The 23,162-nt window shown below is 37.3% G+C and carries 16 protein-coding genes; 6 read left to right on the forward strand and 10 right to left on the reverse strand.

Features of this window, described 5'->3' with window-relative positions:
- Positions 1-17: 17 nt before the first annotated feature.
- From J7W16_RS02920 to J7W16_RS02930, 3 genes are all read right to left on the reverse strand, one after another.
- Positions 18-902, reverse strand: coding sequence for a glycosyltransferase family 2 protein (locus J7W16_RS02920; RefSeq protein ID WP_210595684.1), 885 nt, complete (start codon positions 900-902; stop codon positions 18-20).
- A gap of 138 nt (positions 903-1,040) precedes the next feature.
- Positions 1,041-3,284 carry a SpoIID/LytB domain-containing protein gene (locus J7W16_RS02925; RefSeq protein WP_210595685.1) on the reverse strand — a complete coding sequence of 748 codons (2,244 nt, stop codon included), beginning with the start codon at positions 3,282-3,284 and terminating at the stop codon, positions 1,041-1,043.
- 155 nt (positions 3,285-3,439) lie between these two features.
- Positions 3,440-4,516 carry a heparan-alpha-glucosaminide N-acetyltransferase domain-containing protein gene (locus J7W16_RS02930; protein ID WP_210595686.1) on the reverse strand — a complete coding sequence of 359 codons (1,077 nt, stop codon included), beginning with the start codon at positions 4,514-4,516 and terminating at the stop codon, positions 3,440-3,442.
- 69 nt (positions 4,517-4,585) lie between these two features.
- Here J7W16_RS02930 and J7W16_RS02935 point away from each other — a divergent pair, with 69 nt between their 5' ends.
- The gene (locus tag J7W16_RS02935; RefSeq protein WP_210595687.1) at positions 4,586-5,311 is read left to right on the forward strand and encodes a PIG-L family deacetylase; all 726 of its coding nucleotides are present in this window, start codon (positions 4,586-4,588) and stop codon (positions 5,309-5,311) included.
- A gap of 146 nt (positions 5,312-5,457) precedes the next feature.
- Here J7W16_RS02935 and J7W16_RS02940 read toward each other — a convergent pair whose 3' ends face one another.
- The 6 genes from J7W16_RS02940 to J7W16_RS02965 form a co-directional block, all read right to left on the reverse strand.
- Positions 5,458-7,590, reverse strand: a complete 2,133-nt coding sequence (locus J7W16_RS02940) for a S8 family serine peptidase (protein ID WP_210595688.1) — start codon at positions 7,588-7,590, stop codon at positions 5,458-5,460.
- A gap of 159 nt (positions 7,591-7,749) precedes the next feature.
- Positions 7,750-9,213, reverse strand: coding sequence for a cell wall-binding repeat-containing protein (locus J7W16_RS02945; RefSeq protein WP_210595689.1), 1,464 nt, complete (start codon positions 9,211-9,213; stop codon positions 7,750-7,752).
- A gap of 152 nt (positions 9,214-9,365) precedes the next feature.
- Positions 9,366-11,108, reverse strand: a complete 1,743-nt coding sequence (locus J7W16_RS02950) for an N-acetylmuramoyl-L-alanine amidase (RefSeq protein WP_210595690.1) — start codon at positions 11,106-11,108, stop codon at positions 9,366-9,368.
- A 120-nt stretch (positions 11,109-11,228) separates the two neighbouring features.
- A complete protein-coding gene (locus tag J7W16_RS02955; RefSeq protein ID WP_210595691.1) occupies positions 11,229-12,338 on the reverse strand; it encodes a glycosyltransferase in 1,110 nt (369 codons plus the stop codon).
- 632 nt (positions 12,339-12,970) lie between these two features.
- Complete coding sequence (locus tag J7W16_RS02960) at positions 12,971-17,605, reverse strand: cell wall-binding repeat-containing protein (protein ID WP_210595692.1); 4,635 nt, start codon at positions 17,603-17,605, stop codon at positions 12,971-12,973.
- A 377-nt stretch (positions 17,606-17,982) separates the two neighbouring features.
- On the reverse strand, positions 17,983-18,207 hold the full coding sequence (locus J7W16_RS02965) for a hypothetical protein (RefSeq protein WP_210595693.1): 225 nt from the start codon (positions 18,205-18,207) through the stop codon (positions 17,983-17,985).
- A gap of 249 nt (positions 18,208-18,456) precedes the next feature.
- On the opposite strand from J7W16_RS02965, the gene J7W16_RS02970 reads away from it, so the two are divergent.
- The 5 genes from J7W16_RS02970 (at position 18,457) to J7W16_RS02990 (ending at position 22,161) form a co-directional block, all read left to right on the forward strand.
- Positions 18,457-18,732, forward strand: a complete 276-nt coding sequence (locus J7W16_RS02970) for a thiamine-binding protein (protein ID WP_210595694.1) — start codon at positions 18,457-18,459, stop codon at positions 18,730-18,732.
- 174 nt (positions 18,733-18,906) lie between these two features.
- Positions 18,907-19,560, forward strand: a complete 654-nt coding sequence (locus J7W16_RS02975) for a deoxynucleoside kinase (RefSeq protein WP_210595695.1) — start codon at positions 18,907-18,909, stop codon at positions 19,558-19,560.
- On the forward strand, positions 19,544-20,206 hold the full coding sequence (locus J7W16_RS02980; RefSeq protein ID WP_210595696.1) for a deoxynucleoside kinase: 663 nt from the start codon (positions 19,544-19,546) through the stop codon (positions 20,204-20,206). Before J7W16_RS02975 ends, J7W16_RS02980 begins: the two co-directional genes overlap by 17 nt.
- 121 nt (positions 20,207-20,327) lie before the next feature.
- Positions 20,328-21,506 (forward strand): processed acidic surface protein, encoded by a 1,179-nt coding sequence (locus J7W16_RS02985; protein ID WP_210595697.1) that lies wholly within the window; start codon positions 20,328-20,330, stop codon positions 21,504-21,506.
- Between the two features lies 1 nt (position 21,507).
- Positions 21,508-22,161 (forward strand): class D sortase, encoded by a 654-nt coding sequence (locus tag J7W16_RS02990; RefSeq protein WP_419095802.1) that lies wholly within the window; start codon positions 21,508-21,510, stop codon positions 22,159-22,161.
- A gap of 93 nt (positions 22,162-22,254) precedes the next feature.
- Here J7W16_RS02990 and J7W16_RS02995 read toward each other — a convergent pair whose 3' ends face one another.
- The gene (locus tag J7W16_RS02995; protein ID WP_210595698.1) at positions 22,255-23,073 is read right to left on the reverse strand and encodes a mechanosensitive ion channel family protein; all 819 of its coding nucleotides are present in this window, start codon (positions 23,071-23,073) and stop codon (positions 22,255-22,257) included.
- Positions 23,074-23,162 lie beyond the last annotated feature (89 nt).

Below are 23,162 nucleotides of genomic sequence, written 5' to 3' on the forward strand. Positions count from 1 at the left end.
TCCTCTACCAATAAGTTCTATTTCTTTAATAAGCGTTGCACTAGTGTTCTGGAGACAATCAGTATATTCTTTGGATCCAATACAATTCCTGCGAGCGTCCATGGTATAGATTTATAGGCAAGGCTCCAGTTCTTTGCACCAAGGGCATTTAAGAACAACTGTGATTTTACACGGTGAAGGTTTTTTTTATTTTTATGGATATCTTCTTTATACTTAGTATAAAAATTCAAGTTACCATTAAGTTTTTTTTCAAAGCTTTTGGAAATGTTATCTGTATTGTCTACTCTATATAAGGTTAATGATTGGTTAATAAAAGCCACTTTTGCCTTTTCGGATACACGAACATACAGTTCTAAATCCTGGTAAGAAGAAAAGGATTCATCAAGTCCGTCAAGCTCCTTTAGTAGCTTTGATTCAATCGCCACAGCACTATATGTCCCGATCCAATTCGTATAAAGTAAGGAATCTCGAATCCAACCCTCTTTTCCATGTGAATAGAGTTTCAATTCTTTCCTCTGTTTGAAATCGTAATATGTAAACGCCGAATAGACGAGTCCTGTTTCAGCATCTGCTTGAGCTATTCTTTCATAAAACTTCTCTAGCTTCTCTTCAAGCCAAACATCATCGTCATCTAAAAAGGCAATCCAAGAACCTTTAGCTGAAAAAATACCTTCATTTCGTGCACCACCTCCACCTTTTTGACGTGTGTTTTTCTTATATATAATTCTTTCGTCGTTTAGGTCTGTTATAACCTTTTCTGTGTCGTCGGTAGAATGATCATCAATCACAATAATTTCAAAATCAGAAAATGTTTGCTTCAAAACACTTTCTATCGCTTCTTTCATAATTGCCGAGCGGTTATACGTTGGCATGATAACCGTGAAAAAGGGATTGGTACTCATTTGCGTTACTCCTTTAATTTGTCATAACAATCATTATACTATAATTGTTGCTTGATTCCACGTTAGTTTCCTCAAAAAAAGAAGGTGTTCTAAAAGGGAGCTTTCTCACCTTCCAAAACACCTTTCTATCACTATTAGCTATTTTCCTAAACTTGTCTTAGGATAATAGAATTCAAGAATTTGATTATATTGATGTCCAGCTTTAGCTCGTTCATTAGCACCGTATTGACTCATTCCAACGGCGTGTCCAAAGCCTCTACCATTAACTGTAAATCGGCCACTTTGGTCAGTAACACTATCAATATGATAGCTTTTGAAAATCGAACCACCAATCAATGAGCGTAAAGTGCTGATGTTAACATTATCAAGCTTTAGAGTATACTTCTTAATATCTCCTAAAAGAGATGCATGTATCTGATTTTTAGCAGCTGTACTTATTGCTTGTTCTCCACCTAGGTAATACATATGTGGACGAGATTCCAATTGTTTAAGCCATGCCTGTGATGCAGATGGAAATGCATCCTTTTGAGTTAAGATTACTGGAGCTCCTTTTTGAGCAGCTAATACTGCACCAGGAAGAGCATCAATAAAGACATCCCCTCTAGCAAGGAACACATTACTCTTATCAAAACTAAATTCATCCGCGATAGCCAAGCTTGTCCGGTATCGATCCGAGCCCGAAATACGCTTAATTGAGGATATTCCCAATGCTTTTAGCTCTGCTATAACATTATCAGAAACTGCTGCTGTTCCACCAATTACATAAATAGTAGAAGCACCGCTGTTCTTAACATATTCCTTTACTTCACTGCTCAACCTTTTTGCTTCTGTTAACAAAATAGGGATTTGTTGACTTGCCGCATAAGATGCAATGGATAAAGCATCAGGAGAAGTTGCTGAACCACTTGTGATGATTAATTCCGAAGAAGCATTCACCTTCTCTGCAATGGTAACCGATGTCCCGTAACGAGTAGATCCAGAAATACGCTCCACAGTTAAACCATTTGTCTCTAACGTCTTCTGCACACTTGGATCAATTGCTGCTGTCCCACCAAGTAAGTAAACAGTTGAAGCTTTTAATTCCTTGATTTGAGTTAATACACTAGATGAAATCTTAGCAGAGTCCGTTAATAAAAGTGGTGCATTTAATTTATCTGCTAACACACTACCTGCTAAAGCATCAACAGGTAGATCCCCACGTCCAATAATGACGTTTGAGCTCGTATTCCATCCTTCCTTGGCTACAGCTACACTTGTTTCATATCTTGTTGCCCCAGATAAGGTCGTTGTATCCTCACTAGAGAGGGTTGCTCCATTCTCTCTTCGATACGAACCATCCGAATTTCGGACAAAGTAGTCTACCTGGATAGATCCCTTTGTACTCTTCCCACTTGTGTTTTTGTTAGTAATTGATAGTGTAGGAATCCCAACAATCTTCAAATTAGTATTTCGGAAATCACTCATTGAATTAATATAAGATTTAATATTATTTAGTTCATTTCTGTTGTCTCGGTTCTCAGAGACCGAATTCCACCAAGAATCAGGATTCGCTAAATCAAGTCCAGTTGTATCAATTTGTTGCTTGTCCAAGCTAAAGGCCCATTTGTTCACTGGATCAAATGAATCCGGTTTAGCATCTAGATACGGAACTTGTGTAGAGCCCCAATAATTAGAGTTGGACTCTGTATGCCCACCATTACTTGATGAGTAGACAGCAGAAATTAGTTTTCCATTATACCGTAATACTTGATCGGCAGTTTGCTCGACGGCGGTGTTAGAGTTTCTATATAATGTACTCCCCCAAAAATAACCACCATATACTTGATACCTAATCGTATCATCAATGATTGTCGAGCCATGACCTAATGCATAGGTTCTGGCTGCAACTGCTTGTGCCTTCAACGCCTCGACGTTCCAGCTAGCTGGCATTTCGTGTGGAACAACACCCTTTAGATAATCTTCTAACGGGAGTTTGTTGACAGGTCTAACATACCCATCTTCTTTTGTAAATGTGATGGATCCTAAATAAGGACGTTCGTTAATCTCAATCACATTACTCGTACCATATACAGATGGAGTAACAGTAAGAGAACTAGAAGAGCTAGCAATTCTAGAACTATCTCTATATAGGTTCAATTGGTTGTTTTCGAGCCTTACTGTATAAGATTGATTTGACGTTAGCGTTACCTTGTTATCTTCTGTTAAGACATATGTTCCTTTAATACTAACCTTAACATCCTTTTGATTTCCGAGATGGTTTTTAAGTTTAACAGATACTTCTCTTACAGGAGTAGCAGCTTCTGTGTAGGGAATATGAATTGTAATCGCAATAAGACAGATACTTAAAAGGGCTAGTACAGATACAAAAAGTTTTTTCCGCAATACGTTTCTCCTCCTATTAAAAGCTTTTCTAGATGTAACTCTACATTTCTACAGCATTTTACATCTTCTTTACGTATTCTATCACTAGTTTATTAGATTCGACTAGCTTAATTGATTAAATACGAGTAAAGTCCTAGTGACAAAAATGGCTTATTTTAGACTTTTACATACTTTTTGTTCAAATGCATGATAATAGCAACAACTGACCAAAAAAGGACAAATAGAAAAGCATAACCTACCTTTGAAGGGACAAACCGATGTAGCACATCAGCTATTGTTGAATCCATGCCAATAACATTCAATGTGATTTTACTAACAAAAGTTAGTAAAATTAATTTACCAAAATAAATAAGTAAACTATTCTTTCCAAATGCGGTCAAATATACGACCACAGGATTTTGTTTTGTTAAAAAGTTCTTCTTATCTATTAACCAATACAAGCAACCTAAAAGAAACAATGTCATCCCGGTCGTTACTAAACTAAAAGACGGAGACCAAATCCGTTTGTTAAAATCAATCCATTGAGAGAAGACACAGCCGATTAGGATAAAGAGACCACCAATCAAGAGGAGAGTCATTGTCTTTTTGTTAATATCTTTTCTTATTAAAATTAATCCGATCGCATATCCGGCTAATACATTTGTTAAAGCAGAAATCATATTAACGAAGCCTTCAGGATCAAAGCCACTACTACCGGCTCGGTATAGATGAACGTCAGTAAATAGAAATCGATCAATTTTAAAACTAGCTAGGCAGTCTGCCTGTGGAATGAGTCCCCCACATGTCTGACTTGTTCCGATTAGGAAAAATAGATATAGTGTGCTTATACTAATAGAAAGTAACAAGATATACGGTATCCTTGTCACAAGACGTGTGAGTAGAATGGTAAATAGACCAGCAATGGCAAAGAGTTGCAGAACACCTGTAAAGCGCAAATTATGTATGTCTATGCTCCATGAAACAATCATATTAAATAGCAGCCCGAAAAGGAGTAGCAAAAACGTTCTTCTCATTAATTTCTTCCAATTAACACCTTTGAAATTAGCAATCGCAAGACCAACTCCAAAAAGGGTTAAGAAAGCTGGAAATATAAAGTCAGTGATCGTTAATCCATACCATTCTGCATGTCTAAATAGGGGATAACCTCCATAAGGGAGTGCACTTACAAAAACTGATAATACAACAACAAAACCCCGAAGGACATCTATTGATTCAATGCGCTTTTGTATCATATAGTATTTCCTTTCTATTAAAAATATCTTGGAGCCACTCTAGCTATTATTAAACAAGGAGACTTGAAAATGAAACAGAAATTTTACTTTTTTCTACTGTTATTATTTATTTTAACTGGTTGTACGAATCAACACGAGCATTCAATCTATTACATCCCACACCCAGATGATGATATTTTAAGCTTCGGACCCGCTATTCTAGATGACCTCAAATCTAATCGAGAGGTTTCAATTGTCCTTCTAACCCAAGGCAGGGCAAGTAACGCTATTACATTAGTAAACAAGCAATTAGAACAAGAAGGTTCTCCGCCTATATCTGTTGATCAATTCGGAGAGGCACGGGTGAACGAATTTAGGAAATCGATGCATGTATTAGGACTTACTGACGAACAGTTACATATTCTTGATTTGCCTGACGGTGGATTAGAAGTCGATGCTGTTGTTGACGTGATCAAACAGTTCAATAAGGATTCAATCGTTCAACTGCACCATGCATTTACAGAACTTGACCCTCATCCTGATCATGCTGCTACAGGTCTTGCCCTAAAACAGTTTCAACATTCTACAAAGGATACACTAGCTCGTTTCTATATCCCGATACAGGAACAGGGGAATATTGACTCTAGCAAATCGAATAGCATTAAAGACAACGAGACAAAGGGTATCTACCAAAAAGCGCTGGATGCTTATGGCGTGTGGGAACCTGAAAATAATCTTTATAGTATTGGCCACCTATCCGTACCTACTTATTTTCAGCAAGCTAGCGAACGGATGACCTCTACTTGGAATGAATAAACGGAAAAAGCCTCTCCTTAATCGGGAGGCTTTTTTTACTGAATAGTTTCGAGCCTATAGTAATGATGATGACTTTTAATACCCGAAATAAACCTAAATAGATTTCACAAAACAAAAGTAAAAAAGGGTACTGTTTTTAAAGACCTCTATAGGCTCGAATCCTTATCTGTAGCTTGACTTGTGTTAAAATCATAAAAATCTTGATAGATAATTTGGTCAACTTGCCACTTCACATCCGTTGAAATTGCGTCTCTACCTCCTATAGCAAGAAACGTAAGCTTGGTAGAACTATTTTCCACTTCAGTCTTTAAATATGATTTTACTTTACTTGGAAGACGGTTAGGTTCTACTAGAAGAATCGGCATTGATTCTTTTGCGGAAACCATCCCACCGGCTAACGCATCTGGAAATTTACGTCCAGTTGTAAGTAAATATCCTTTCTTTTCACCTAACTCATTCTTAAAATAATTATGAACCTTTATATTCGTTTCGTATCGATCAGTTCCCGAAATACGAATTGGATTAGGTAATTGTTTCATAGTCGAATCAGAAATAGCTGCAGTCCCCCCTATTACATAAGCACGGTTAAATTGGTATTTTTGTAAAAATGCCTTCGTATCATGCGGAATGCGATCTTTCTCAACAAATACGATTGGGATTCCTAACTTAGCCGCATACGCAGAGATGGACAGTGCATCTGGATAATTCTGTCCTGATGCAATAATAACCTCACCATTTTGCCTTGCGACATAATTGTTAATCATTGTTGCTGTTTCATATCGATTTGAACCACTTATACGATGTACACCAAAGCCCGAATCACGCAAGCTAGTTTCGACTTCTTCTGTTATCGCCGCTTTTCCTCCAACAATAATTATATCCGTTACTTGATATTCAGAGAGAGCCTCTATTAACTCTGCATCAATTGAATTAGAACGGGTTAAGGCAATAGGAGAGTCTAGCTTTGCTGCTAATCCACTCGCTGCCAAGCTATCTGGAAACGACTGATTACTAGCCAAAACAATGTATCTTCCTTGTTTTAAAGATAACGTTGGATTCAATTTTGGATCATTAGCTATTAGCTCGGTTTCGCCTATAGTCTGCCACCCGTATTTCGCCAGAGCAAGTGCTGTTTCAGATGAAGTCTTTCCAGATATGCGACTTTCTGTATGCAGACGGTCATTTGCTAATTGGGCATTAATAATATCTGATTGTGCGCTCGCTTCCAAAAGGTACCGATTTTGTTTGTTAGATAGCGACGGGGCTTGATTCTTAAGCATCGCAGCAACTGAAGCCACAAGAGGGCTAGCCATACTTGTTCCTGAGGAGTATAGGTATGGGTTTGAACTCTGACATTCCGTAAAAGGTTCCATCGTCCCCTTCACACAAGTACTGTATAGATTCACTCCCGGTGCCTTAATATTCACCCAGTCTCCAAAGTTTGAAAAAGGAGCCAACTGCTTATTTGAACTATTAACCGCTCCAACTGAAAGAACTTCCGGGTACGCAGCAGGATACATCTTATTCTGTACACCGTCATTTCCAGCAGAGGCGATAATTAATATCCCTTGCTCTGTTGCAGCCTTTACCGCATCATGTATTGCTTTTGAGTAATCATAGCCACCTAAGCTGAGATTGATGATCGTCGCACCGTTTTGGGCAGCGTACTGAATCCCTTTTACGATGTTCGCATTACTAGCCCCTCGTTTATCTCCAACTTTGACAGGCATTATGAGAACGTCCTTTGCAATTGCAGCAATTCCTATTCCATTATTAGTTTGTGCACCAACTAGACCTGCTACATGTGTACCATGCCCAACAAAATCAGTTACTATATTCGTACTGTCATAGACATTAAATGGCTTATAGATTTTCTCTTTTAAATCTGGATGGTTAATATTAACGCCCGAGTCTAGAACAGCAACAATCGATTGATGTGCTGGACGATAGAGTGACCATGCCTCTGTAACATTCAGTAATGAAAAATCTTTGAGCTGATAATCAAAATAAGTATCATTAACATTTGTATACTCATAGAAAATCTCTTCTTCAACATACTCAACTTCGGGATCATTCTCCCATTTATCGAGCTGGTCCTGGTAGTCAGCTTCGTCTACCGAGATGAATTCAAACATGTCATAATCTTCATTTACTTCTGTTGACTGATAGGAACTAACCGTTTTCTTTTTTATTACGATCTCTTCTTCTGTAGCCAGTCCAACATTAGAAACGATAAAAACTGAAAGAAATATAATAAGGATTATACCTATTTTTTTCAAAGATAAAGCCCTCCATTCTATCGTTTCTCAATCATATCACACTTACATTAGTTTACTATCAATATAGAATTCTATCAAAGAGAATTTTAACGGTTGGACTGGAAGAACTGCCCAACTTAAAAAGAAGCTGTCTCTGAAAAAGAGACAGCTTCTTCTATATTAATTAGCTAAACGTAGAAATGAGTTAATTGCTTTATTAGATACGACTCCACCAATAATATATAAATTGTTAGGATTTGAGCTAGTAATATATTGGTCTAAACTGTTATCAACCGAATCACCAATTAAAAGCAATGTTCCATCAGTCGCATTAACAAGTGAAGCTGCTGATAATGCATCAGGGAAGTTTTTACCCGTTGCCATGTATATCTTATCCATGTTTGTTTCGAATTCATTTAGCACCGCTGATAAGGTTTCATAGCGATTCTTTCCAGACAGACGATTAATAGTTGCTGCTTCGACTTCTAACTGATTATATACTTGATTAGAAATAGCCGCCTCACCACCAAGGACACTAATCTTCTTTCCTTCTAGTGCCTCAATCGTTTCTGAGTTAATATTGTTTTTGTTTGTTAGAACGATCGCCCAATTATTTTGTGCAGCAATCGGAGCTGCTGACAATGCGTCTGCTGGCTCTTGTCCTGAGACAACAAAATACCCTTCTACTTCTCCAACTTGATTGTTGATCTTTTCATTCGTCTCATAGCGAGTGCTACCAGATATTCTTGAAACATTTCCTTTTCCAACAATCTGTTCAGCTTCTTGAAGGGCCTGTGTTGATACAGCTTGTTCTCCTCCTAACACTATAACCTTTTCAGCCTTTAGACGTCTGATCTCAGTAGCAACATTACTATTTAATTTATTTGCTTCCGTTAACAGTATAGGAGCATTATCATATTTAGCCGCTAGTGGAGCTGCTGATAATGCATCTGCAAATTCATACGCTGTAGCAACAATTACTGTTTTATATTGATGTTTAGGATCGAACCCATTTGGGTATATTTCTTTAGAGATCTCAACAGCAGTTGTTTCTCTTGTAGAACCCTTTAAGGTAGTTAATTCAATTTGAGTATCAATAATTTGTTCTTCAGCACTTTGAGGTTTTGTAGTAACAGGCTGAGTTTCTGCTGGTTTCGTTTCTACCGGTTTTGCTACTGGCTTAACCGCAACTGGTTTAATGTATCTTTTTGCACCGTGATATTTAGGACTCCAATATGGATTATTTAATGATGTTTTAACGACACCTGAGCTTGACGCATGAATAAAGTGGTTATCTCCTACGTAAATTCCAGCATGTGATATACCTTGACGGTAAGTGTTCTTGAAGAATACAGCATCGCCTGGTTGTAGATCAGTTTTACTAACAAAAGTCCCTGCTTTATACTGGTCAATTGTTGTTCGAGGAAGAGATACTCCTGCTTTGTTAAATACATAACTCATAAATCCAGAGCAATCAAATCCTGAAGGCGATGTTCCGCCCCAACGATACGGAGTGCCTATTAAACTATTAGCCGTTGACATAACTGTATTTACTTGCGTATTTGCAAAACTATGTATAGGAAAAGCTAATGTAGTTAGAATCAATGTAAACGCTATAATTAGTGATAGTAATTTTTTTGACACAAACGAACACTCCCTACTAATTTACTATGTTCATTCTATCAAACCTATTACTCTGGTAGGTTACATTTACATTACAATTTAGACACATTGTGTCATACTCATCCAAAAAAAGATGCTAGAAAGGGCTCAAACCCTTTCTAACATCTAATAAATTACCTTTTTCTGTAATATTCAACAATACCTTCATAAATGGCATTTGCCGCTTTTTCTCGATATTTAGTCGTTTTAAGCTTATCTGAATCACTTTTGTTAGAGAGAAAACCTAATTCTACAAGAACCGCTGGCATTTTCGTGTTTCTCAAAACAGAGTAATCGTTCGACTTAACCCCTCTATTAGTCGTACCTAGCTCTTGGTATAATAGATTTTGAATTAGTGTTGCAAGTTCCTTAGAATTATTATCCTTAGACCAATACGTCTCCGTTCCATTGGCTGATTCTAAACGAAAACCATTTGCGTGGATACTAATAAACGAACTTGCATTCGCTTCATTAGCAATTTTCGCTCGATTCACTAGTTCAATAAATGTATCGTCTCTACGCGTCATTACAACACGTGCACCTTGAGCCTCAAGTTTCTTTTCTACTCTTAAAGCAACATCAAGTACTAGTTCTTTCTCGACAATTCCGTCGTAAGCTGCCCCACCATCCTTACCGCCATGACCAGCATCAATCGCAATAATTTCACCAGCTACTGGAGAAGAAGAAGATGGTTGCGAAATTGTAACATAGGTCAGACTAATATAGCCCCAGCCTGAACCATATTTAATCTTAGCCCAACCTCCAATTACTTCGTGAATCTCTACTTTAGTTCCATTCGATAGTGCACCTATACGATCACCAGAAACAGGTGCATTTCTTACATTTAAAGTACTACTTACCTTTACAGTACCATATTGAACCGTTTGAGGTTGGTTTGCATTCTGTATCCGATCAACTATTGAGGCACTAACTGCTGCAGTTCCTCCTAAAATAGTTGTTCGTTGATTAGAGTTTGATAAATAGTCAATCACCTTTGATGATGGATTAGTCGGATGCGTTAGAATAATAGGAGCTTGTAATCGCTTTGCGAGACCTGATGCTGCAACAGCGTCAGGGTAATCCTCTCCACTATTTTTCACTGACGTTCCTCGAACAAGAATATTAGCATCACCCGAGAGTCCTGCCCATTGAGCCACTTTAATGCTTGTCTCATATCGATCAGAACCTGAAATACGAGTAATCTTTAAGCCCCGAGATACTAAACTATTTTCAAATGACTGACTGATAGCTGCCGTCCCGCCAAATATTAGGACATTCCTAACAGATTGAGGTAGATCAACCGGTAGTCGGTTTTGATCAGCCAAATAAATAGGGAAGCCTTTATTCGCTGCAACACTTGAAGCAGAAAGTGCATCTGCAACGGTTTTCCCATTCACAATAATCGCCGTGTCATTTGATAATAGTCCAGCCTCTTTGTTTATTTCATAAGCTGTTGTGAAGCGTTCTTTTCCTGATATCCTCTTCACATTGAACTCATTCTTTAGTTTCTCTTCAACAGTACTACTTATCGCCATTGTTCCGCCAAGTAGATAAACCTGTGTAGCTTTTAGACGTCTAATTTCATTAATAATTCGACTATCTAACTGATCACTATCTGTTAGCAGAATCGGTGCATTCTTAGTAGCGACTAATCCTGCTGCAGCCAAAGCATCAGCTGGGTGATCTGACCGGGCCAGGATAACTGTAGGACTAGTTGTCCAACCTTTTTTTGAGATTTCAATCGCTGTTCCTAATCGATCACTACTAGAAATTCGTTCAATTGTCTGATTTGCCGAGACTTGTCCTACCCCAAATAGTAGTCCCAATGTAACTACTATAAGTAAAAAGGGAAGGTGTTTTTTCAGTCTAACTTGCATAATCCCCCTCCTTGTAATGATAAAATTCTACAAATTTCATTCGTGATTTTATTATATCTATTAAAAGCTTTGATGAATAGTAGGTAAATATGTTTATTTTTAGCGAAAAAAGAGGTCAATTCATAAAGAATTGACCTCTTTTCTATTAACTAAACTTTTATATAAATTCTCCATCTCAATAATGTTGTCTGTCCAATTGTATTTCCTTTTGACAAGCTCTCTACCTTTCTTGCCCATCGCTTCTCGCAAGGACTGATCCATTACATATTCATATAACCGAGCAGCTACCATAGAGCTATTCTTACTTTCAACAACAAATCCTGTTTCTCCATCTAGCACTACTTCTGGCAGTCCACCTACATTTGAAACTATAACAGGTATCTCACAAGAAGAGGCCTCAATTACAGCCACGCCAAAGCTTTCTTGTAAACTCAGTGCACAAAAAACATCAATCTTATTTAAGTATTTAGGCACCTCTTCATGAGGCACAGCTCCAGTAAACGTTGTAATTGAACTAATATTATTAGACACGGCTAGGGTTTGCAAATCTTCATATTGACTCCCCTCTCCTACAATGAGAAGCCTAATTCGCTTTGCAGTTTGTGTATGTCCCTCTTTATTGAGCCTATCTACCAATTTCCCAACCGCTTCTATCAGATAATTGACACCATAAATCTCTTCTAAAGTCTTTATCGTTCCAATAACAATATCTTCGTTGTTTTTAAACGTATCCACTCGTTTAAATCGCTCAATATCTACACCAAAAGGAGTTAAAGCAATTGGTTTGCTATGATTGACAAGAGACTCCGTTTTCTCCTTCATCACTTCACTTGTCGAAGCGATAAGAGTAGCAGCTAACAGGTTCTTTTTAAGGATCCGTTGTTTTAACTTACTCTTTGTAGGAAACGAAAAAACATCACTCCCCCATACAGAAAGCAGTGTTGGCTTAAAATTAGTTAGTCTTGATAAAGTTCCGTAACCACTAGCAAAGTGAGCATTAACAATATCTGGATTAACTTCCTCCAAAATCCTTCTAACTTTTCTTGAGGCAATATAGTATCCAATCGGTAACGAGAATTTCAAATGTATCACTTTAACATCTTTATGGAACTTGTTCATTGAAGGAGCGTGAAGAGATATTAGAGTTACTTCATGACCTCTTTCTGCCATCGCATTAACCCATCTAACTGTATGTATGACAGAGGCTCCCGAAAGAAAACATATTTTCATTATTTATCACACTCACTTAAATACCACTATTAATTAAGATGAATAACTAATCTACTATTACATTATCTCCTTTTGAGATTCGTTTGGCAAGGTCGGATACTAATAATAAAAATTTTATTTAAAGTATTTTTCAACTACGTTTACATCATTTCTTAGATAAACTTAATAAGAATAGCCATCGCTAATTATTAAGCAGAAAGCACATCATCATTATTTCTATATTGTTCTAGATTCATCTGTGTTGACCATTACAGAAGTTAGACAATAGAGTGTAGTATTTAGTTAATGGAGTGATTCAAATAGTTGTCCTCCCTCCAGTTCAGCCAAGTGAGTGATTATCCTAACAACGTACCAACCGGAGTAAGCATTGCCTCCTTAATGTAGTTTACTAAATACCTTGATCCAGCCAAACAATGATACCCACAAAGGGATACTTAATAAACTACCCCATAATAAGCCTTTAAAAAGGTTTCCTTCTTCATTCATCACCTTTTCCTCCTTTTCTAAGGATTCTTGGCAAATAACAGAGCACTTATACTAAGAATATGTAGATGACATCTTCTTGCTATAGGTAGAGAAAAAGAAAATAAAAAACAGCTCACCCGTAGGTAAGCTGTTTTTTGAAAATAGTATTAGTTAAGACCACTATATAATGTTTTAAGATCTTCTAACACTTTTGCACTTATGGCACCTTCACCACCGAAAACTGTTACATTACGGAATGAGTTACCAGTAATATAATCAGCTACTTCAGCAGATAAATCATTACCAACAAGGACGATTCCTGTGTTGTGTTTAGCAGCTAAAGCAGAACCTGTTAAAGCATCTGCAAAGTTCTTGCCAGTTGCAACAAAGGTTTGATCTGCATCAGAAGCAAATTTCTCGATTACTGCCAGGTTTGTTTCATAACGAGTTGACCCCGAAATTCGAACAGCTCCAGGAACCATTTCCGTTACTTCATTACCAACAACAGCTGTACCACCGATCACAAACGTCTCATCTACACCAAGACGATCAAGCGTACGAACAGTTGAATATTGAATTTCATTTTTGTTAGCTAATAAAATTGGCATACCAGCTTTTGCAGCGTACGGTGCAATGGAAAGAGCATCTGGGAAGTCAAATCCATTTACTACAACTGCTTTGTCTGTACCATTTGGTGCAACCTGCTTAGCGATTTGCTCAGCTGTTTCGTAACGATTTGCACCTGAAATACGTTCTACTTCAAGATTAAGTGCCTCTAATTCAGATACAACATCTTCACTAACTACTGCTGTACCACCGAGAACAATAACTTTCTCTGCACCAAGTCTAGTAATCTCAGCAGAAGTTGCTGCATTTAATGAACCAGTACTTGTTAACAATACCGGAGCATCATTTTTGTAAGCAAGCGGTAAACCTGCTAACGCATCTGCATAGCTATTAGAATTAACAAGTACAACTGTACTCGCAGTTTCCCAGCCAGCTTTACTAGTTTCAACTGCAGTTTCAAAACGAGTAGCTCCAGAAAGACGACTAACCACTTCATCGACACCGGATACTTTATTAATTGTTACGTTCTTAACTGTTTCGTTACCTGCAACGTCTGTTAAAACTAATTCAAATGTATTTTCACCAGATTCTAGAGAAACCGTTTGTTCAACAGCACGTTCGATTGAGCGCATCTCGTATGGTGATTTGAACTCTTCATACAATACTTCAGAACCATCGATTGAGAAACGAAGCTCATCGAAATTATCCTTCAGTGTAATACTTAGTGTTGCTTCTTCTTCAGTTGTGTTAGTTGGTGCAGAAACTTCAATAACAGGTTCTTGTGAATCCACTATAATCTGTCTGTTAAGATGTGCTTCGTTACCAGCAACGTCCACTGTTTCAATCTTAATATCATATACCCCGTCTGCTTCAACGTTTACAGTCCCACTGAAATTGTAACGATTAGTATCCGCATCGTACGTTACAGGAAATTCTTCACCTGCGACAGTAACTACCTTAATTTCAGAGGCATTTGTTACATAACCCTGTACAGGTACTTCTTGCGTATTATAGTAACCTAAAGTCGATGGATGTGTGATAAATAGAAGCGGCATAGAATTATCACCAATTCCTTTAACTTCACCAACTCCATCATTACGAGCAAAATCTGTCGCTTTGACAGTAATAGTTGCACCTGTTGGTACATCTGTTAAATCTACTTGATAATTATTTGTTTCATTTGAAGGGATAACCTCATCTTTACCTAAAATACTTGTCCCATTAACTAGGATATCAAAGTGAGAAACTCCACTTTGTGCATCCTCTGCACTCCATGTTAACACTTCGCTTTCTGCATCGTAGTCAACTTCGACAACAGGAGCTACTGTATCCACATGAATTGGAAACTGAAGTTTTTGCCACTCAGCATCCGAAAAATCAACTTTTGCTTTAATTTCATAAATATAGATGCCGTCTTCAACTACCTTATTTTTCACTTTTCCATCCCAAGCCGCAGCACCAACAAGATTGGTTGATCTAGTTTGGTCGAAGTTCTTACTAACATCTTTTTGAGTCGTGATCGTTCGTAAGTGTTTACCATCCTTATCCAAAACATTATACTGTACTTCTTTCGCATTTCTTAAGAAAGAAAGGTAAGGCATAATGCTGTTTAACGAAGGTGAGAATGCAAGACGCTCTTCTGCACCAGCGTAGTTGTTTGTTCCCTCAGGCCCCGGCTTAAAGCCTAAGCGCAAGTCCGTGTTAGTAATCATTCCAGTAGTACCATAAAACGTGTTTTCATCGTAGTGCGGGGCGTCAACAACAGGAGCTTGATCCCAATCACCATTGAAACCAACAAATGGTACGCTTAATGAAGGATTTGTATCAGTTGGATCAACAAAAGTAACAAAACCTTCGACAAAATACCCATTTTCAAAGTTTTCCTTAAGCGATTCTTCTGTTCCCTCTAAAATGTTTTGCATTTTCGCTGCAGATAAATCAATTTCAAAATCTACAGTAACTGTGCTACCAGGTGTTACTGTTACATATTGAACAACTTGACCACCCACGGTGTGTTTCACTTCTGCATCAACAATTGGAGCTGCTTCAAGCTCACTTGGATTAAAACCGAGCTCTCCAGAGACAGCTAGATCTGTTTGCAATGTCTTTTCAACATCGTATTGGACTGTTTCATCACTGAAGTTTGTAACATCTAACTTAAATGTCACATGATCTGTTACTTCTTTAAGTGCAACCTTCGCCACACCATCTTCCGGATTTACGACATATGCAGGTGTTGTGCTTGCTGCATGTAAATCCATTTGTCCAGCCCCTTGACGACGTGGAGAATAGTAGTTATTCCATCCAAGCACATCATTTACGTAACTAAGATCCTTTAATGGTGTTGCTGTATTCATTAAAATATTCTTCGCAAGTAGTGCACGTTCTGTACCATTTACACCAAATTCAGCATCGATACGTTCAAGGATTAATGCAGAACCACCAGCTACGTGCGGTGCAGCCATTGAAGTACCACTCATCAAACCATAAGAGTTATCTTCAAGTGTAGAAAGAATATTACCACCTGGAGCTGTAATCTCAGGCTTAAAGTCTAAGTTCGGAGTTACACCCCATGAAGTAAATGAAGACATCGAACCAGCTTCTGGGTTGAGTGTAGTCGTTGCAGCACCTTCTTCAAACTTCATTGTTACTGTTTCGCCATTAGTAAGACGCTCAACTAACGCATCCCCTTCTGATTTACCGATAGAGACGTGCGGAATTGTAATTTCGTTACTTGATGCCATTGAGATGAAACCAGCAACGTTATTGTAAATAATAGAACCGACAGCACCAGCAGCTTGTGCAGCCAATGACTTATCAACAAATGCATATGATCCACGCTGGATAAGAGCAATCTTACCTTGAACATCTTTACCTTCAAAGTCAGCCGGAGCACCTAAGCCTGCATCTACAATTTCATACTCACCAGTCAGTTCAGTTGGATGAACATTTCCAGCTGAAAGATATGGAATCAATCCTTTATCTCCATTACTTGCAGTAAATTCCAACGCTTCCATTTCGATGTAGCTATTTTCACTTGAAGCTACAGAGACAGATTCATTAGATAAAGAAGGAGAACCAGTTAACCCGATATCCGGATTTGAAGCATATGGATTTGCAGCAGCATATCCATTAGAGAAATGTGCAGAGTTACCTGCAGAAATTGAAGCAACCACTCCACTTTCCTGTGCAATACGGATCGCTTTTTGTTCAGGGTCCTCTGCATTAACAAATGCCGCAGTTGCACCTAAACTTAAATTTAATACGTCAACCCCTAATTTGATAGCATCGTCGATTGCCTTAACATAAATATCACCATATGTCGTTTGAATCATCGGATCGTTACCAAATACCTTTAGGGCAAGCAGCTGCGCTTCTGGAGCTACCCCTTTAATACCGCCATTTTCTTCATCACCATTCGCAGCAGATGTACCACCTACATGCATACCGTGAGAAGCTGAAGACACTTGATCTAAGATATCAAAGCTCTTATCAATATAGTTGTAGCCATAAGGAACTTTCTCAGTAAACCATTTACCAGGAGCGTCACTTGCTTCTACGTCCTCTTCAGTGATTTTATAGTCTGTTCCTTCACTTAGGATCATGTCACGGTGACTTGGATCAATACCAGTATCGATAATACCGATAACCATCCCTTCACCTTTATAGCCAAACTCATCCCAAGTTTTTTGAGCGTTGACCATACCCTTACTATATTTCATTTCAGTCGATACTTCTGGACGCTCATATTCATTTACAATATGAACTGCCTTAACTCCGCTCAATCCTTCAATTACTTTAAGATCAGCGAACTGAACCGTACCACTGAAACCGTTATATGCTGCAGTGAAGTTATGAATATAATCCATATCAACATTATTGCTTTCGATTGAGGACTTCACTTGCTCTTGAACAGCCAAAGCATCTGTTTCAATTTCCTCTTGTTTTGCAGCTGATAATTCGTCATATTTCACCCCGGCGTTCACTGCATATGTAAGACCCGGGTTCTCTTCTAATTCAACAACAATACGAACTTCGTCTGTGCTTTTATACGTATTGGCAAGTAGGTCGTTATCAATCTCAACCTTCTCACCAACTGTCGACATCGCAGCACGAGCAGGAAGATCAAGCGACATTCCTTGTGCTTGTCCACTAGTAGCTAGGAAACTGAAATTTGATAGCAAAATAACAGCTACTAAGAAAACTTTAAATACTGGTTTTAATTTTTTTGGCACGATACGTTTCCCCTCTCTTTTTTTAACTCCAAAAAGCTATAGTTAACATTCACCTCCCCTAGTTAATCTAGATTAATAGTTTCTTCGCTTTTTTTAATTTTAGAAAAGCGAAATAATTTGAAATATACTTATAATAATAATTTAGTAGCTTGTAAAAAACTAGTAATATTTCAATTTTTCTTGTTAAATTACCTGACAATCACAAAAACACCATTTATATTAGCATTTCATTCAGATTGAGCGAGGCATCCAAGCCCATCAACTTCTACGCTCCATGCTCAGTAAATGTTACGCCATAAGTTTGCGAACTCCTTTAGCTTTTTTTGACGAAAAAAAAAGAAAGTATCTTTTTCGATACTTTCTTTAACGTTATTTAATTACTTTGGCATTAATTCCTCACATATCTCTATCATCTCTCCTAAATAATCCTTTTGGCCGAGTAACGTCCACGGAATTTCTACTCCTTTTCCTGGAGCAAGTGCCTTCCCTAAGTATTCTTGATTTTCATTTGCTACGATATAAATATCCCAGCTCCATCTTTCGGAGCAGTTTTTATAATCAATTTCAGCTAGATAATGTTTTTTTGAATGATTTCTTTCCATTAGATACACCCTTTCCTTTTCGTTATATAGCCTATTATCAGTTTCGCGAAACTATACATAGTAAAAATGCCTTTTGTAATTAATAGAATAATACGAAAATTTTAATAGTTGACAAAGTTTGTAAGGATATTTACCGAATAAAATTTCATATCCCCAAGATCATTTAAAATAATAGTCTATCCACTTTGTTTAAAAGCTATACACACGGGTATTGATAAATAGACGCACTCAAGAAAGGATGATGATCAAATGGCAACTGTTACTGCCGGAATTCAAGTGTTACCGAACGGAAAAGATATGAACACCGATGGAATGATTCCTGAAATCGTCGATCTTGTAAAAGAGTCTGGTCTAAAGTATCATATTGGACCAATGGAAACTGTTGTTGAAGGAAGATTACCTGAAGTTTTTGAGTTAATAGAGCATGCTCAGCAAGTAAGTATTCAAACAGGAGCAACAGAAGTAATGTCTAATATTAAAATTCATTACAGACCAGATGGTGTAGAGATTAACGATAAATTATAATCTTTGAAAAAATTATCCGATAGCCTGCTAAGAGAAAAACTCTCCTAGCAGGCTATTTTTATGGTCGATCATTATTTGAAATACATCGACTTTTCTAAAAATCGACAAATATATGGTTTGCTCGCAGTGAGCATGGTACAATAACGCTTATCTATTATAGAAGGAGGGCTTTTAATGGGTCATGTCCCCTTTATTGCAATTGAGGGTCCGATCGGTGTTGGCAAGACGTCGCTTGCAAAGGCAGTTGCAGCACAATACCAGTTTCATCTATTAAAGGAAATCGTTGATGAAAATCCCTTTTTAACAAAATTCTATGAAAACATCGAAGAGTGGAGCTTTCAAACAGAAATGTTCTTTCTTTGTAATCGATATAAGCAGCTAGAAGATATTAAAAAGAACTATATCGATAATGAAATACCTGTCGTGGCTGACTACCATATTTATAAAAATATTATTTTCGCTAAGCGCACTCTTTCTGCTTCACAATATGGGAAATATAAGAGTATTTATGATATTTTAACGGTTGATATGCCTAAGCCAAATATGATTATCTATTTAAATGCTAGCTTACCTACTCTACTTGATCGTATTAAGCTACGCGGACGTGAGATGGAACAGAAAATGGATCCTAATTATTTAAAACAGCTATCAATGGACTACGAAACGGCGATGTTCGAATGGAGTCAACTGTACCCAGAAACACCGATTATTAAAATTGACGGTGATGTTTATGACTTTGTCCAGCGTCCTCAGGATCTAGAAGAAATTATTACGATTATAAACAACGAACTGGCGAAAGGAGCGAGTTCATTTGAACCTACGCGATAAATACAACATTCCAGAAAATGCAGTGATTACGATTGCTGGTACGGTGGGTGTTGGAAAATCAACGATGACGACATCACTGGCAAAAGCCCTTGGTTTTCAGACATCGTTTGAGAATGTTGATCATAACCCTTATTTAGATAAGTTCTATGCCGATTTTGAACGCTGGAGCTTTCATTTACAGATTTACTTTTTAGCTGAACGTTTCAAGGAACAGAAACGCATGTTTGAGCAAGGTGGGGGCTTTGTTCAAGATCGATCAATCTATGAAGATACAGGGATCTTTGCACAGATGCACGCAGACAAAGGCACAATGACTAAGGTTGATTTTGAGACATATACTAGTCTCTTTGAGGCGATGGTCATGACGCCATATTTCCCTCATCCAGATATTCTTATCTACATTGAAGGAAGCATTGAAAGCATTATTGATCGCATTCATGAGCGCGGGCGCGAAATGGAGCAGCAAACCCCTCTTTCCTATTGGCAGGAAATGCATGGTCGCTACGAAAAGTGGATTGCTTCATTTAATTCATGCCCTGTACTCCGCTTAAACATTGAAGATTATGATCTCATGAAGGACGAGCATGCGGTTGAATCGATTATTTCTAGAATTTCAGAAACAATAAAAACTAGTACACTAGTTTAAAAAAGTCATTGAGGAACTTACTCCTCAATGGCTTTTTTTTATCAAAAAAAATTATAGATATTTTCCAAATGAAAGATTATAATATTCTAGAATTTAAAATATTTTCCAGGAGGAATGTTATGTGAAAGGCTTTTTCATGTCTATTTTGTTTGTCTTAGGTTTACTAGTATTTCCATCTTCTAGCTTTGCTGCACTACTAGAAAGTGATTTACAAGAATATTTGGCCGAACTTGGGTTAACTGAGGTTGAACTTGAGGAGCACCTTGATTTCTATGATTCGTCCCTTGTTGATTTCGAGGATATTGATGAACTCAAGGAATTTCTTGGACCAATTCTAACGAATGAGAATTTGATTGATTTGTTAGTTAGCTATGAATTAACTCTTGAAGAGGCAACAAACTTACTTATTGAAAATGGAGAATTAGAAGAAGGACAAGCAATTATAGACGTCTACCTGTTTGTAGATGACCTTGACATGGACCTGTACTTTTATAACTTAACTCCAATCACTGATGAAAATTTACAGCAACTTTTGGATCAATATGAATTAACTATAGATGACCTAAACGAATTACTTACGGAAAACGATGACAGTTTAGAGTCCTATGAGTATATTGAAGATTTAGAATGGGCAATTGATTTTTACCTTTATGGTGATGATTACTTAGAAGAGATTGATTTGGAGCTTATCTCCGACTTATTTGACGAGATCGGATTAACAGAGGAAGAAGTGAATCGTCTTTTAGAACACTTGGAATCACTTGATTATGAAGATCCTGCATTTCTAGAACAGTTAATTAATTTATCTGATCGAATGATTGCCTTTGAAGAATTTGAAGCTGCAGATGAGCTTTCAGCCGAACAAATAGCAGAACTTATCGATATCTTCACCCAATTACTAGATGTCCTTGAACTTGACACTACTTATTATTTAGTTAAGGATAATAACAAAGAAGAAGTCAACTTAGAGACCCTTTTAACCATTACTGAAATCAATGGCTATAGCCTATTAATCGAGATTACTAATAAACAAGGTGACTTTCTTGCAGATTTCCTTTTTACAGCTGAAATGTTCGGTTCAGAGATTATTAAGGAAACAGGAAAGGATCTAAAAACAACAGAAGAAGTGATTACAAAACAAAAAGATACTTCATCTAAATCTACACCAGTAACTAAGACTGAAAAAGGGGCTAAGCTTCCAAAAACAGCTACTCCATATTTAAATAATGCCTTGGCTGGATTATTCATTGTTACAATTGGTCTATTCTTATATCGTCGATTTAAGATGACAGGTGTATAGTTTGAGAAAGCAAAGAAATCACAGAAGAAGGATGAAGCGATTCATTCTTCTTTGCATATGTTCGTTATTAATCGTTGGAGGACTATGGTTCTCAACTAGTAATCTCTATACCTTTCTCAAGGGTTACCTAATATATAAAACATATGATGTAACTAACGAGATTGAAATAGACGATACCGGATCCTTTGACGATCAAGTTAACACAAAATTAATTAAAAATGAAATTGACTCTCCTTATCCTGAAATCCCTGAAAAAGGTGATTTAATGGGTGAACTTTATATTCCAAGGCTTGAAGCAACTCTACCAATTTACCATGGTACTGATGAAGATGAGCTAGAGAAAGGGGTAGGACACTATGCAGGTAGTGTATTACCAGGAATAGATGATAATTCTGTTCTCTCAGGTCATCGTGATACCGTTTTTAGAAGGCTTGGTGAAGTGGGCCTTAACGATCTTCTTATTGTAAAGACTGCCACAGGGGAGTACACATACAAAGTAAGGAAAGTTCGCATTGTTGATGCCGATGACCGAACAGTCATTGTTCCAAAGCCTACAGCTACTTTGACAGTCTCAACCTGTTATCCTTTTAATTTTGTCGGGTCCGCACCAGAACGTTATGTACTAATAGCTGAATTAATAGAAAAGGCTAGCTAGTAAATCTTTGAACAACGAAGATTTACTAGCTTTTAAAATTAATGAACTATATCATTCAATGAAAAATTAAATGACTTTCCAGCGTTAGTCAGTCTATGAATAAATTGAACTAAAAAATTCTGCCCCTAATTTTATCTTTGCTTCGTACATTGCTTTCACCACTTCATAGCGAATCACTTTTGCAGCCTCAAAATACCACTCTGACTTTACAGTAGCAGTTATCATATATTCGACCCCATGATAATTATTATTCACTGCCGTAATTCCATATAACTCAAATGGTTGAATTAAATTCCCATCGTCATCAACCTGCAATAACCGCTTGTGTTTCATTGTCACTCTCTCGCAAACTGATTTGAGGACTCTTGAGACTTTTTCAGGGTTTTCCTGATAATGAACAGTAATTCTTTCAGTAATGGTCATCTGGTCTCGGCTATGCTTATGGATCATTTCAATTCGATTATGATTGATCATAAATAAGTTACCTGACCATTCACGAATCGTAATGAACCTTACACGAATATTGACAATTTCTCCCCGATACACACCGTTGATCGTTACAAAATCTCCAACTATAAATTGCTTTTCATATAATCGAATTAACCCTATAAAAATGTCTTTGACAACACTTCGCAAAATAATACCGACTACAATACCAATAACACCTGCACCAGCTAACATGTCCGCAATGTTGACATAAGGCATCAACAGATAAATGATAAAACAAATCAATGCTAGATAGTTCAGTACTGACTTCAGCAAGGTTTCGATTGTTCGATTTTTATCATCACTCGTTAAATCCAATTTCCGAAAAATCCAATGGACCATTTTTTTGAGGATATAGGCTGTAAGAAAGATACTTAATCCAATTAAGATCCCATCAATAACTGCGTTGTTTAGTGTTGGAATCATTCAATCACTCCCAACTATCTTCAAGCATTTACTAGTTATCCTATGCTCACTTTGGAAAATCCGTACATTGACAATATATTAGTATAATG

The sequence above is a fragment of the Halalkalibacter suaedae genome, from assembly GCF_017939705.1.
Taxonomy (GTDB): domain Bacteria; phylum Bacillota; class Bacilli; order Bacillales; family Bacillaceae_D; genus Halalkalibacter; species Halalkalibacter suaedae.